Origin of the sequence: Bacillus sp. FSL K6-0923, assembly GCF_038630825.1 — a bacterium.
GTDB lineage: Bacteria > Bacillota > Bacilli > Bacillales > Bacillaceae > Bacillus > Bacillus pumilus.
On the sequence record NZ_CP152044.1, the window covers coordinates 1,842,081 to 1,855,849 of the forward strand.

Below are 13,769 nucleotides of genomic sequence, written 5' to 3' on the forward strand. Positions count from 1 at the left end.
TGAAATTTCATTTTTGACATACACTAAGGAAAAGTTGTGTCTGTGTGAAAGGAGCTGATCATAATGCTTCATCTTTTGTTTTATCTCATCCTTGTTTATGTCGTCTATGTATTTTTGACCGCATTTGTTTTGTTTTATTTACCTGTTCAAAAAACATGCAAAGAACATTGCATTTATAAAGCCTCTTCTATCTCAGGAGACGATCAGGGGACAAATCAAGTCATGCTTCTTGACGACGGCTTTGAATCTGGTCAGGTGAGGATCCAAATGATTCGTGAGGCAAAGAAGATGATCCGTCTCAGTTACTATTCCATTCAAAAGGGAAAAACAGCCGAATGGATACTAGGTGCTTTAATTGAAGCAGCTGATCGGGGTGTGAAAGTGCAGCTGTTGTTAGATGGCATCTGTCACAGTTTGCGCGGGCCGCTAAAGCATTTGCGCTATGCAGTAGCAAATCATCCGAACATGTCGATTCGTTTTTATGAGCCCTTTCGGTTGTTCAAGCCATGGACGTGGCATAATCGGCTACACGATAAGCTGCTACTAGCAGATGGCCGAGTGGCTGTGATGGGCGGAAGAAATATCGGTGATAAATACTTTGCAGATCAGCCGCCGAAAGACTTTGCTTTTGACCGTGATGTGCTGCTCTATAACCCCAAAAAGGGAAAAGTATTAGATGAAATGGAGCAATATTTCGTTTATCTGTGGAATCATGATTTCACAAAAAGAACAAAAGCTGTGTTCTCTAAGCCAAAAGCGAAAAAAGGGTTAAAGCTAAGAAAACAGCTGCTCAGATCCTATCATGATGCAGTGCGCACGAAAGAACCTTTTGTGATGTCCTCATTTGATTGGGCAGCAGATACCACTTCTGTGAAACAGGTTGCCTTTTTCACAAATCCTGTGGAACGCTTTAATAAGCGGCCACTTGTACTGAAAAAACTGAACGATCTTGCGCACCGGGCAAAGCGTTCTGTGCTTATACAGACGCCTTATGTCATTCCAACACGCCCAATGAAATCCGGACTCACCCCCTTACCTAGTGAGATTCAGACGACAGTGGTGACGAATTCTCTTACGGCGACGCCAAATCCATTAGCCTTTGCTGGGTATTTAAGTACAAAAAAGGAATTGATGAAAACAGGCGTTCATTTGTATGAATACGAAGGTCCATATTCGATTCATGCGAAATCAATGGTGATTGATGATTACCTGAGTATTATTGGGACATATAACTTAGATGCGAGGTCTAGTTTTTTAAACACAGAGTCCATTTTGGTCATTGACAGTGCCCCGTTTGCGTTCTCACTTACGCAAGCAATTGAACGAAAAATCGCCTACAGTTATCTCGTTGCTAAAGATCGAACTGTCTACCAGACGAGCGCTTATGGACAGAAAAAAAAGCCTTTGATGAAAAGGCTCCTTTTAAACGGATTATCCGCGATAACAGTTTTATGGCGTCGATTGATATAAAGTAGGGCAGCTACTCTTGTGGCAGCCCTTTTTCTTGCGTTTGATCTTTTTCTGCAGACTCCAATTTGGTCAATTTAAACACCAAGATCCCTGCCACAATTACAATAACACCTAAAAGTTTTGTCAAAGAGAATTCTACTTTTTCTAAGCCAAGCCAGCCAAGCGAATCAAACAAAAGAGCGCAGCCAAGCTGTGACGTGAGGACAATCGAAATGCCATAAGTCGGTCCAAGCCGTTTGATACTTTGAACAAGACAAATGACCACTCCTACACCAATAGCCCCGCTGATCCAGTACCACGCTTCCATATGTCTTAATCGAAACATGCCAGTTCCCTCTAGTAAGAGCCCCATCAGGAGTGAAGCAATAAAGCCCATTCCAAGAACGAGGGTGGTAGTTGACCAAGAGCCTGTCTGCTCATTGACCTTACTGTTAAAAATGGTTTGTAAGCTGACGAGTGCGCCAGCCGTGATGGCTAATACTATTCCTATGATCATATATAAATCCCTTCATTTCCTCTATTCATAAATGTTGTGCTCTGCTATTTCTAGGAGCCCTTTGCGGTCACAAATCGTAATTTTTCCTCTCTGTCTTTCTATCAGTCCTTTTTCATAGAATCGCTGAATGACTCGGTTAATGTGACGGTAGCTTGTACCGATTAAGCTTGCCGCATCAGTGAGACGAAGGGCGCTTGCGCTGTCATCATCTGTGACAACAGACAATAAGTAGCTTGCAAGCCTGACCTCTACAGGATATAACAGGTGGAAACTCAAATCGTTTGATTTTGTATAAAATTTGTTTGTGATCCCTTTTAGCAGAAAGGTTAACATGCGCGGGTCATCCTTCGCATGACGCATGAGCGCTTGATGAGAAACCCTTAACATATGTACTTCTGTGACCGCTTCGACTGTATTGACCATATCCGTCTGCTGAACGTATTCGATATCTCCAATCGCTTCAAGGGGATGTTTAAAGCTAAGAATAAAGGTTTTCCCTTCCTTTGTGGTCGTGAAAATCTTTAATTTCCCTTTCACTAACAAGTACAGGTACTCCCTCTTATCCCCTTTTGAACAAACGAGCTCCCCTTGCTCATAGCGCCACAAACTTACGTGTGATATGAGCTTTTGATGAAAGACACTTTCTAATTGATGTGCCTTCATATATGAGGTAAAAAGAGATTCATCATGAAGCTCCTCCATCTGACGCCCTCCTTTATAGTTTTAAAATGATCACCCCTGTGACCATCAATAAAATTCCTGCGTAATGAGGCCATTTCATTTTCTTTTTCTGAACACCAAACCATCCTTTTGCATCGATTGCAAAGGTAAAAGCAAGCTGTGCAATCAGTAACGCTGCGATAGTGAGTGTCACACCGATGATTTGGATCGCGGTGACTTCATTAAAAATAATAATCGCTGCAAATGCGCCTCCTATTAAATAAAGTGGCTGCACCTTTTGATATTCCCTGAAGTGCCCGTCTCGTACGACGAGTAAAATGACGAGCGAGATGATAAAGCCGGTCAGCTGTGTGATGGTGGCTGCCTGCCATGTACCAATATCCTGGCTGATTCTTGCATTGGCTACGCCTTGTAGTGTAATACAAGCGCCTCCTAATAAAGCGTAAATAACACCTTTCATTCGTTCAAAAGCTCCTTCTTTTTTCAGTCTAGTTCCATTAAATGATACATGCCCGCCGGTTGAAAAGGACATATGTCCCACTTTGCGTATTATATCAGAAACTTTTTCTTTTGCAGTTTGTTCGTTTTAGATTTTTCACAGTGGGTACAGTTTTATATCAGCTGAAAACAGAATATTGAATGAATCACATATAAAAAGGAGACATGTCAGAATGAGAAATCAAGAGAAGCATTTTATTAACGGAGAATGGGTTGCATCAACAGGAAGCGAAACGACAGAGGTCATCAACCCTGCGACAGAGGAAGTCATTGGCACCATTAGCTTAGGAACAAAAGAAGATTTAGATAAGGCAGTGAAAGCAGCTCGTGCCGCCTTCCCTTCTTTCTCTAAAACATCTCGAAATGAACGAGTAAAGATGCTGGAAAACATTGTGCGCGGCTACGAAAAACGCAAAGATGAACTTGTAGAAGTGATGACACAAGAGCTCGGTGCACCGCTGAAAGTATCCGAAGAAGTTCATTACAAAATGGGCTATGAACATTTTTCTAAAGCAGCGGAAGCCCTTAAATCTTATACATTTACAGAGGACCGCGGCGGACATACCATTATAAAAGAAGCAATTGGCGTCAGCGGATTGATAACACCGTGGAACTTCCCAACGAATCAAACATCTCTTAAAATCGCAGGTGCCATTGCGGCAGGCTCACCAGTTGTCTTAAAGCCAGCGGAAATTACACCATTTGCTGCGATGATTCTTGCAGAAATTATTGATGAAGCAGGCGTACCGAAAGGAGTTTTCAACTTAGTAAACGGAACGGGTGACGTAATTGGTGACGGCATTAGCTCACATCCTGATATTGACTTTGTTTCATTTACTGGATCAGGTGCTGTTGGCACTAAAATTATGGAAAACGCAGCGGACAATGTGAAGAAAGTCGCTCTTGAGCTTGGCGGGAAATCCCCTCTTATCGTCTTGGATGATGCAGATGTGGATGTGGCTGCTGAAACTGCCATTCAGCATATTGCGATGAATACAGGGCAAGTGTGTTCTGCAGCTACGCGTGTGCTTGTACCAGAATCAATGAAAGACAAGTTTGAAAAAGCGCTGCTGAATGCCCTGCCGAAGTTTACAGTTGGTGATCCAAGAGAAGATCATGCTACAGGGCCGCTTGTATCTAAAAAGCAGTGGGATACCGTGCAATCTTATATTGAAAAAGGAATCGAAGAAGGTGCTACCCTTCTTGCTGGGGGAGCTGGAAAGCCGGACGGAATCGATAAAGGATATTTCGCCAAACATACCATTTTCACCAATGTGAAAAATGACATGACCATTGCACAAGAAGAAATCTTTGGACCGGTCATGAGTGTCATTACGTATCAGAATCTTGATCATGCCCTTGAGATCGCCAATGATACAGTGTATGGCCTTGCCGGGTATGTTGTTGGAAAAGATGAAAAAACATTAAAATATGTCGCTGAGCATATTCGCGCTGGTCAAATCACCATTAACAATGCCGAAACAGATTATTTTGCCCCATTTGGCGGCTTTAAGCAATCAGGTATCGGAAGAGAATGGGGAGACTTCGGCATCGAGGAATATTTAGAAGTGAAAGCTGTGATGGGACTTCCAACGGCGTAAATTAGATAGATAAGAGGAAAACGGATGACCGTTTTCCTTTTTTTATGTCTTTTCCCCTATTCGCATATGCTTTGTCATTAGAAATCTTAATCATGACAATCAATATTATATATTTTACTTAATGGCAAACTTTCGGTAAAGTTCAAATTGAACCTATATATATAATTCCTATCGAATTAATCTATGTTTATATTCCTTGTGAGGTGGATATCGTTGCAACTTCATGTATTGAACAGTCCTTTTAGTCAGCAGCAGGCAGAGCTACTCAATCAGCTGCTTCCGACTTTAACAGATCAACAAAAAATTTGGCTTACCGGTTATTTATCAGCACAAGCTGCGCTAGCCGGATCAGAAACAGCTACTCAAGCCCTATCTCCTTCTGCCGCAGCACCTGCGCAGCCTGTCAGTAAAGATGTGACCGTGCTTTACGGGTCGCAAACAGGCAATTCCGAAGGGTTAGCGAAAAAGACAGCACAGCATCTTGAAGAGAAAGGCTTTCAAGTGACGCTCTCTTCTATGTCAGATTTTAAACCAAATAATCTGAAAAAAATACACAATTTACTGTTGATCGTCAGCACACATGGCGAGGGAGATCCGCCTGACAATGCCCTTTCTTTCCATGAATATGTCCATGGTAGACGTGCGCCAAAGCTCGATCATTTAAGCTTTTCTGTTCTATCGCTTGGTGACAGCTCCTATGAATTCTTCTGTCAGACTGGAAAAGAATTTGATGAGCGCTTCAAAGAACTTGGCGGAACGCGCCTGACAGATCGAGTGGATTGTGACCTTGATTATGATGAGCCGTTTTCTGAATGGCTTCAAGGGGTGACATCGTCACTTAGCGAAGGTGAAGCCGCAGCTTTCACGCAAGAATCAGCAGGAGCAAACAGCCAAACAGCAGCTACTGAATACTCAAGAACGAATCCTTTTTATGCGGAAGTTCTTGAAAATATCAATCTAAATGGCCGTGGCTCTAACAAAGAAACCCGCCATTTGGAGCTTTCACTTGAAGGGTCAGGACTTGTTTATGAACCGGGTGACAGCCTTGGAATTTATCCAACAAATGATCCTGCGCTTGTTGATGAACTGATTACGACATGCGGATGGAATGCAGAAGAAGCCGTAACTGTTCATAAAAACGGTGAGACTCTTCCTTTAAAAGAAGCACTTACCTCACATTTTGAGATTACAGTTTTAACAAAACCCCTTCTTCAAAAGTTGGCGGACTTGACGAAAAATGAAGCCCTCCATGCCCTTTTAAAAGAAGGAAATGAAGAAAAATTAAAAGCGTATATAGCAGGAAGAGATTTAGTCGATGCTGCGCGCGATTTCGCTCCTTTTGAAGGAACAGCCGCAGACTTCACTGCGATTTTAAGAAAAATTCCGGCTCGCCTTTATTCGATTGCAAGCAGCCTGAAAGCGAATGAAGAAGAAGTTCACTTGACGATCGGTGCTGTGAGATATGATGCGCACGGGAGAGAACGTCAAGGTGTCTGCTCCATTCTATGTGCAGAGCGCTTACAACCAGGTGATACCCTGCCAGTTTATATTCAGCACAATCAAAACTTTAAGCTTCCTGAAAACCCTGATACACCGATCATTATGATGGGACCAGGCACAGGTATTGCCCCTTTCCGTTCGTTTATGCAGGAACGAGAAGAAATCGGTGCAAGCGGAAAATCGTGGTTATTCTTCGGTGACCAGCACTTTGTGACGGATTTCTTATATCAAACCGAATGGCAAAAGTGGCTAAAAGATGGCGTCTTAACGAAAATGGATGTGGCTTTTTCAAGAGATTCAGAGGAAAAAGTATATGTTCAGCATCAAATGAAGAAGCAAAGTAAAGAATTATTCGAATGGCTGGAGCAAGGTGCCTATGTATATGTTTGCGGAGATGAAAAGCATATGGCGCATGATGTTCATCATACTCTTCTATCGATTATCCAAGAAGAAGGTGCGATGAGCAAAGAGAAAGCAGAAAGCTATCTAGCTAACTTGCAGCAGCAAAAACGCTATCAGCGCGACGTATATTAATGGACTTGATGCTTGAAAGAAAGGAGCTTTTACTTACATGGTGAAGACAGCATTAACAGCGCCGGATGGACCTCCGAGCGACGTAGAAGAAATCAAAGAAAAAAGTGATTATTTACGGGGTACGTTAAAAGAAGTAATGCTTGATCCGATTTCAGCGGGAATTCCTGATGATGACAACCGTCTGATGAAACATCACGGCAGTTATTTACAGGATGATCGGGACCTCAGAAATGAACGGCAGAAACAAAAACTTGAGCCAGCCTATCAATTTATGCTGCGCGTACGCCTGCCTGGCGGAATCGCCACTTCTAAGCAGTGGCTTGTGATGGATGAGCTTGCTCACAAATACGGAAACGGTACGTTAAAGCTGACTACTCGTGAAACCTTTCAGCTTCACGGTATTTTAAAATGGAATATGAAAAAAACCATTCAAGACATTCATTCTACTATGCTTGATACAATTGCTGCTTGCGGCGACGTGAACCGGAATGTCATGTGTACATCAAACCCCTATCAATCAGAAGTGCACCATGATGTATACGAGCTGGCGAAAAAATTAAGTGATGACCTGCTCCCGCAAACAAGAGCTTATCACGAAATTTGGCTTGATGAGGAAAAGGTTGCGGCAACGCCAGATACGGAAGTTGAACCGATGTATGGTCCGCTTTATTTGCCAAGGAAATTCAAAATTGGTGTGGCGGTCCCTCCTGCTAACGATATTGATGTCTTTTCGCAGGATTTAGGCTTTATTGCCATCATCGAAAATGAGCAATTGATTGGCTTTAATGTCGCAATTGGCGGCGGAATGGGTATGACTCATGGTGATACAGCGACCTATCCTCAGCTTGCAAAAGTGATTGGCTTTTGTACACCGGAACAGGTTGTAGAGATTGCGAAACAAGTGATTACCATTCAGCGTGACTACGGAAACCGTTCCGTGCGAAAAAATGCCCGCTTTAAATATACGGTGGACCGTCTTGGTCTTGAAAATGTAAAAGAAGAGCTTGAGCGCCGCCTTGGGTTTACTCTGTCAGAGGCAAAGAATTATCACTTTGATCATAACGGTGACCGTTATGGCTGGGTAAAAGGCATTAATGGCAGATGGCATTATACGATGTTTGTGGAAGGCGGACGCATCACAGATTATGATGATTATCCACTGATGACAGGCATCCGTGAAATTGCCAAGGTGCATACGGGTGACTTCCGTTTAACCGCCAATCAGAATTTAATCATTGGGAATGTCACAACTCATAAAAAGAAACAAATCGAACAGCTGATTCAGAAGTTTGGTTTATCAGACGGCCAGCAACACTCCGCCCTGCGCCGCAGCTCAATGGCTTGTGTTTCTTTGCCAACATGCGGCTTAGCGATGGCAGAAGCAGAGCGCTACCTTCCACGCTTGATTGACAAAATTGAAGAGATTGTCGAAGAAAACGGCTTAAGTGATAAAGAAATCACGATTCGTATGACTGGTTGTCCAAATGGATGTGCCCGTCATGCGCTAGGTGAAATTGGCTTTATCGGGAAATCACCTGGCAAATACAACATGTATCTTGGCGCTGCGTTTGATGGCAGCAGATTAAGTAAGCTATACCGTGAAAATGTTGGTGAGGAAGACATTTTAAACGAACTTGGCTCTCTTCTTCCCCGCTATGCAAAAGAACGAGAAGACGAAGAACATTTCGGTGATTTTGTCGTTCGAGCAGGTATTGTCAAAGAAACAACAGATGGCACGAATTTTCATGTGCAATAAAAAAAGACAGGGGCCTTCCTGTCTTTTTTACTTTTTCTGTTTCTTATTCAAGTATTCGGTCAGGCTTTTATATACATCTGGATTGTCTAATGAAGAAAGGTCGGGTGAAGTCTGCTCTTCATACGCCGCTTTTAGTAAACGGCGAACAATTTTTCCATTCCTTGTTTTTGGTAAAGCTGAAATGAGATGAACTTCTTTTGGCTTGAGCGCTTTTCCGGCATGTGAACCAACATGTGCTGAAAGCTCTTGAATGAGGGCTGCTTCTTCAAAAGCATGTGGACTGGTCACGATAAAACATACGAGCGCCTCCCCTTTCACCTCATCCTTTATCCCAATCACAGCGGCCTCATGCACGGCAGGATGTCTAACAAGGATGGATTCAATTTCAGCTGGCCCAATGCGTTTACCTGCTGTATTAATGACATCATCCGATCTTCCTGTGATGTGGAATTCACCGTCCTCTGTTTGCATGACCCAATCTCCGTGTGTCCATACGCCGTCAAATCGTTTGAAATACGTATCTTCATAACGCTCCGGTTCGTTCCAAAAACCACATGTCATGCCGACCCATGGCTTTTTCACCACAAGCTCCCCTACTTCATTCATCACGCTTTGCCCAGCTTCATTGTATACATCTGCCGCCATTCCTAAGATCGCCGCATTAAAGAGAATCGGTTTGATTGGTCGAAGCAGCGTACTGCCTACAATACCCCCAGAAACCTCGGTTCCTCCTGAATAATTTAAGATCGGAATGTTCCTTTGACCAATGGTGTTAAATAACCATTGCCACGGCGTTTCATTCCACGGCTCTCCAGTAGAAATAATGGCTTTGACATGCGGCAGTTCGACCCCATCAATCGTTTGCTGCATCGCAGAACGAATAAATGTGGGTGAAAGTCCAAAATGAGTGACTTTCTGCTGATGAATGAACGACCAGAGCTGCTGTTCATCTGGATAATCGGGAGCGCCGTCATATAAAACGATGGCAGCTCCATTGATTAAGCCGCCTAAGACGAGGAATGGCCCCATCATCCAGCCCATATCAGTCAGCCAAAAAAGCCGGTCTCCTTTTGCAACATCCATACATAGACCCGCATCAAAAGCCGCTTTTATCGGAAAGCCCGCGTGTGTATGAACGGCTCCCTTTGGCGTACCAGTTGTGCCTGATGTATACAAGATCATAAGCGGGTCTTCATTATTCACATAGGTCGTGCCGGCTATCGGCTGTTCTTTTAACAACTCATTCAACCGGACATCGTCTTGATATCCGGTATTAGCGGAAGTGTGCACAATCACTTTTTGTACTGTTGTTGTTTTGTTGATGGCATCAGCGACACATTCTCGCATGTTGATCGTCTTCCCTCGGCGCATCATTTCGTTCCCTGTGACGACAATGGATGCGCCTGACGCGCGAATGCGTACAGCGAGAGGCTCACTTCCATAGCCTGAGAAGACTGGGCTAAAAATGACACCAATCTTTGCAAAGGCAAGCATGACAGCGACCGTTTCTGGAAGCATCGGCATATATACGATCGCTACATCCCCTTTTCGAAGCCCTTCTTTCAAAAAGCCAGCTGCAAGACGGCACACTTTCTCTTGAAGTTCAAGAAATGACCATTTTTTTTCTTCACCGGCTTCATTGCTCCAAATGATGGCGGGTCGATGCTTCGTCTCTTCTTTTTCTGCCCATTTGTCCACGGCCGTTTCGGTGATGTTTAATGTGCCGCCCTGATACCATTTCGGCCACATGAATGAGTGCTGACCTAATGCTGCTTCATATGGCTTTTTCCATTGAATGCCGACCGCCTTTTCGGCTTCTCTCCAAAACCAGTCAGTGCGATCAATACTGGCTTGATAGAATGAGTGGTACGTAGAAAAACCAAGAGATTTCATCCACTGATGCAAACGTGTTTTTTGGACCTGCTTTTCTTCTGGTATCCATTCTGGTTTCAGGTTGATCATAAAGACGCCCCCTTTAGACCGGATAGACCGGATGTTTTCGTTTAGTAAATGTCATTTCTTTCGATGTATAAGCTAGTAATCGATGACAAAGTTCCGTTCTTAGACGGTCAAACGGGATGACGCCATCGACAATCATTTCAGAGGCAAGTTCATAGATATTCATATCTTCTTGATATTCCTTCCGTTTCTCTTGTATAAATGCCGCTCTCTCTTCGGGTGGGAGTTCTGCAATTTTATTTGCGTAGACGGCATTTACAGCGGCTTCTGGCCCCATCACAGCTATTTTCGCCGATGGAAGAGCAAGGCAGCAGTCCGGCTCAAATGCTGGGCCTGCCATTGCATATAATCCTGCCCCGTATGCTTTACGGACGATGACGGATATTTTCGGAACGGTCGCTTCTGACATAGCTGAGATCATTTTCGCTCCATGACGAATAATGCCGGCTTGTTCTACTTTTGTCCCAATCATAAACCCCGGTATGTCCGCAAGAAAGAGCAGCGGGATATGAAAGGCATCACATAACTGAATAAACTTGGCGGCTTTATCAGCTGAGTCGTGGAATAAGACGCCGCCTTTTACCCTTGGCTGATTGGCAATCAGACCGACAGGCTGCCCGTTCATTCTGCCAAAGCCGGTAATTAACTCTGCGGCAAACAGCTTTTTGATTTCAAAAAATGACCCTTCATCAATAAGTAAATCGATGAGTTGATACATATCAAATGGGGTATTCTGGCCTTTTGGGATTAAGTCTTGGATGGTGGTTTCAGATGGTTTAGGTGCTTTTGATGCTGTCGTTTTTGGTTTTTCTGTATAGTTGGCAGGCATATAGGTTAAATAATCACGTGCAATTTGAATAGCCTCTTCCTCTGTTTTGGCTAATATATCTCCGCATCCAGACGTGCTGCAATGCATTTTCGCACCGCCCATTTCCTCAAGTGATACTTTTTCACCGATCACCATTTCAGCCATTCGTGGTGAACCTAGATACATGGATGCATTTCCTTCGACCATGACGACAATGTCACAAAAAGCAGGGATATATGCACCGCCGGCTGCAGATGGACCGAAGAGTAAACATATTTGCGGGATACGTCCAGACAGCTTGACTTGGTTATAAAAAATGCGCCCTGCTCCTCTTCTGCCTGGGAACATTGCAATCTGATCGGTGATTCTTGCACCCGCAGAATCGACTAGATACAGCATAGGACAATTGAGCTTCTCGGCCGTTTCTTGAATTCGAATGATTTTTTCTACTGTTTTGACGCCCCACGATCCTGCTTTAACCGTAGAGTCATTTGCCATGACGCAAACAGTCATGCCATTCATACGCCCGGTTCCTGTGACGACACCATCTGCTGGTAAGTGTTCATCTTTGCATTCTGCAAACATGGCATCTTCAATGAAAGAATCCTCATCTAAGAGCAAATGAAGCCGATCACGGACAAATAATTTTCCTTTTTCTTTGTTTTTTTGATGATAGCGTTCTGCCCCGCCCTTTTCAATTCGATGTTTCTTTAATTCATATTCCTCGATCATAACCATTCCCCTTTCTTGCTACTTCCCTCTGTAATGAGGCGTTCGTTTGTCTTGAAAAGCCTTGAGACCTTCCAGTCGATCTTCTGTATGAATAAGCCGCATATAGGCTTCGTATTCTTTCATCAGACCAGTTTGCAAATTGTGATCAAGGCTGGATTGAATGGCTTGTTTTGCTTCTTTTAAAGCAATCGGCCCATTCTTGGTGATTTGTTTTGCGAGTGAGATGGCATCATTCATCAGTGAATCGGCTGTAGAGATGCGTTCAATCAGCCCAATTTGAACGGCTTCTTCTGCTCGTAAAGAGCTGCCTGTAAAGATCATTTCTTTCGCTTTCCCGGGTCCGATCAGGCGCGGGAGTCTTTGTGTGCCCCCTGCTCCTGGAAGGATAGCTAGTCCTGTTTCCGGCAGGCCGAGTGCTGCACCCGCTCTTGCGATGCGGAGATCACAGGCGAGCGCGAGCTCAAGACCGCCGCCAAGTGCGTGTCCGTTCATAGCGGCAATGACAGGGACAGGCAAGGATTCAATGTCTGTAAAGGTTTGCTGAATGATGAAGACAGCTGCTTTGGCTTCTTGTTCTGTCATCAATCGCCGTTCTTTTAAGTCTGCTCCTGCGCAAAAAACTTTAGCGCCAGCTCCTGTAATGAGCAAACAGCGGATATTTTCATCATGTTTGATTTCTTGAATCGTTTGATTGATTTCCTCTAGCATAGCAGCTGATAGAGCATTGGCTTGTGCTGGTCTGTTTAAGGTCATGATGCCAATGTGATCATCTTGTATTGAAAAATCGACCAATGATGTCATGTGATTCACCCTTTATCAAGTAGTGTGAGACTGAAAAGCGCGTAAACAGTGACTTGGCAGGGTTCGATCCACTTTTGCTTCAATCCATTCAGCCGCTTTGATCAAGCGAGGGAGGTCGACATTTGTATCGATCCCAAGTTTGTGAAGCATGTGCACCACGTCTTCTGTCGCGACGTTTCCGCTAGAGCCAGGTGCATAAGGACAGCCCCCAAGCCCCCCGCTAGAGGCATCAAAAATGGTGATGCCTGCTTTTAATGCCGTATAAATATTGGCAAGGCCCATTCCTTTCGTATCATGAAAATGAAGAGCGATTTTATCAGCAGGAAAGCGTTCAAGTAAAAGGTCTAATCGTCTTTCTACTTGCAGCGGATGGGCTTCTCCAATGGTATCTCCGAGTGATATTTCATCAATGCCGTAGGACAGCAGGTGTTCCGTTAATCGCAGTACTTGGTCCATCGGCACTTGTTTTTCATAAGGACAGCCAAACACGGTAGAAATATATGCCCGAGTTTGCCGTCCTTCTGCTTTTAAATCGACTGTCATTTGTTTCATCACAGGCAGTGTTTCTTGTATAGATCGATTCATATTCTTTTTGTTGTGTGTCTCACTCGCTGAGATAAACATAGCCCCTACCTCAAGGTTTGCTTCAAAAAAATGAACTAATCCTTTTTCATTTGGGATGAGTGCGGCATAGGTGATATCTTCTTTTTTGTTTAATGATTGAGCTAATTCTTTGGCATCTTTTAAGGATGGTACCCATTTCGGATGGACAAATGAGGTGACCTCAATATAGGGAAGACGGGCTTCTTCGAGTAAATGGATCCATGTTCGCTTCTCCATTGTGTCCAGCCAAACAGATTCATTTTGCAAGCCATCGCGCGGGCCGACCTCTCTAATGAGCACGTTTTTTGGTAATGCCATGCTGCTTCCCCC

The 13,769-nt window shown here is 43.9% G+C and carries 11 protein-coding genes; 4 read left to right on the forward strand and 7 right to left on the reverse strand.

From position 1 onward, the window contains the following. The first annotated feature begins 63 nt into the window (after positions 1-63). Positions 64-1,470 carry a phospholipase D family protein gene (locus tag MHI16_RS09285; RefSeq protein WP_268467620.1) on the forward strand — a complete coding sequence of 469 codons (1,407 nt, stop codon included), beginning with the start codon at positions 64-66 and terminating at the stop codon, positions 1,468-1,470. Between the two features lie 10 nt (positions 1,471-1,480). Here the strand turns inward: MHI16_RS09285 and MHI16_RS09290 are convergent, their stop codons facing one another. From MHI16_RS09290 to MHI16_RS09300, 3 genes are read right to left on the reverse strand one after another with little or no spacing between them, the layout of a single operon-like run. Beyond that, a complete protein-coding gene (locus tag MHI16_RS09290; protein WP_268467621.1) occupies positions 1,481-1,966 on the reverse strand; it encodes a DMT family transporter in 486 nt (161 codons plus the stop codon). Between the two features lie 21 nt (positions 1,967-1,987). Continuing rightward, positions 1,988-2,668, reverse strand: coding sequence for a Crp/Fnr family transcriptional regulator (locus tag MHI16_RS09295; protein WP_268467622.1), 681 nt, complete (start codon positions 2,666-2,668; stop codon positions 1,988-1,990). Positions 2,669-2,681: 13 nt separating this feature from the next. Beyond that, positions 2,682-3,107, reverse strand: a complete 426-nt coding sequence (locus MHI16_RS09300) for a DMT family transporter (protein ID WP_268467635.1) — start codon at positions 3,105-3,107, stop codon at positions 2,682-2,684. A 211-nt stretch (positions 3,108-3,318) separates the two neighbouring features. Here MHI16_RS09300 and MHI16_RS09305 point away from each other — a divergent pair, with 211 nt between their 5' ends. The 3 genes from MHI16_RS09305 (at position 3,319) to cysI (ending at position 8,536) form a co-directional block, all read left to right on the forward strand. Then, entirely contained in the window at positions 3,319-4,746 is a 1,428-nt protein-coding gene (locus tag MHI16_RS09305; RefSeq protein WP_268467623.1) for an aldehyde dehydrogenase family protein, read from the forward strand. 213 nt (positions 4,747-4,959) lie between these two features. Further along, the gene (locus MHI16_RS09310) at positions 4,960-6,780 is read left to right on the forward strand and encodes an assimilatory sulfite reductase (NADPH) flavoprotein subunit (protein WP_268467624.1); all 1,821 of its coding nucleotides are present in this window, start codon (positions 4,960-4,962) and stop codon (positions 6,778-6,780) included. Between the two features lie 37 nt (positions 6,781-6,817). Next, a complete protein-coding gene (gene cysI / locus MHI16_RS09315) occupies positions 6,818-8,536 on the forward strand; it encodes an assimilatory sulfite reductase (NADPH) hemoprotein subunit (RefSeq protein WP_144461968.1) in 1,719 nt (572 codons plus the stop codon). 27 nt (positions 8,537-8,563) lie between these two features. Here the strand turns inward: cysI and MHI16_RS09320 are convergent, their stop codons facing one another. From MHI16_RS09320 to MHI16_RS09335, 4 genes are read right to left on the reverse strand one after another with little or no spacing between them, the layout of a single operon-like run. Then, positions 8,564-10,498: an AMP-binding protein gene (locus MHI16_RS09320; protein ID WP_144461966.1), complete on the reverse strand. Its 1,935-nt coding sequence runs from the start codon at positions 10,496-10,498 to the stop codon at positions 8,564-8,566. Positions 10,499-10,511: 13 nt separating this feature from the next. Next, the gene (locus tag MHI16_RS09325) at positions 10,512-12,035 is read right to left on the reverse strand and encodes an acyl-CoA carboxylase subunit beta (RefSeq protein ID WP_268467625.1); all 1,524 of its coding nucleotides are present in this window, start codon (positions 12,033-12,035) and stop codon (positions 10,512-10,514) included. An 18-nt stretch (positions 12,036-12,053) separates the two neighbouring features. Further along, positions 12,054-12,836: an enoyl-CoA hydratase gene (locus MHI16_RS09330; protein WP_144461962.1), complete on the reverse strand. Its 783-nt coding sequence runs from the start codon at positions 12,834-12,836 to the stop codon at positions 12,054-12,056. 15 nt (positions 12,837-12,851) lie between these two features. Next, on the reverse strand, positions 12,852-13,757 hold the full coding sequence (locus MHI16_RS09335; RefSeq protein WP_144461960.1) for a hydroxymethylglutaryl-CoA lyase: 906 nt from the start codon (positions 13,755-13,757) through the stop codon (positions 12,852-12,854). Positions 13,758-13,769 lie beyond the last annotated feature (12 nt).

Coding starts and splice junctions, on each gene's coding strand:
- MHI16_RS09285 (WP_268467620.1), top strand. CDS start 64: ATGCTTCATCTTTTGTTTTATCTCATCCTTGTTTATGTCGTCTATGTA.
- MHI16_RS09300 (WP_268467635.1), bottom strand. CDS start 3,107: ATGAAAGGTGTTATTTACGCTTTATTAGGAGGCGCTTGTATTACACTA.
- MHI16_RS09295 (WP_268467622.1), bottom strand. CDS start 2,668: ATGGAGGAGCTTCATGATGAATCTCTTTTTACCTCATATATGAAGGCA.
- MHI16_RS09330 (WP_144461962.1), bottom strand. CDS start 12,836: ATGACATCATTGGTCGATTTTTCAATACAAGATGATCACATTGGCATC.
- cysI (WP_144461968.1), top strand. CDS start 6,818: ATGGTGAAGACAGCATTAACAGCGCCGGATGGACCTCCGAGCGACGTA.
- MHI16_RS09305 (WP_268467623.1), top strand. CDS start 3,319: ATGAGAAATCAAGAGAAGCATTTTATTAACGGAGAATGGGTTGCATCA.
- MHI16_RS09320 (WP_144461966.1), bottom strand. CDS start 10,498: ATGATCAACCTGAAACCAGAATGGATACCAGAAGAAAAGCAGGTCCAA.
- MHI16_RS09335 (WP_144461960.1), bottom strand. CDS start 13,757: ATGGCATTACCAAAAAACGTGCTCATTAGAGAGGTCGGCCCGCGCGAT.
- MHI16_RS09290 (WP_268467621.1), bottom strand. CDS start 1,966: ATGATCATAGGAATAGTATTAGCCATCACGGCTGGCGCACTCGTCAGC.
- MHI16_RS09325 (WP_268467625.1), bottom strand. CDS start 12,035: ATGATCGAGGAATATGAATTAAAGAAACATCGAATTGAAAAGGGCGGG.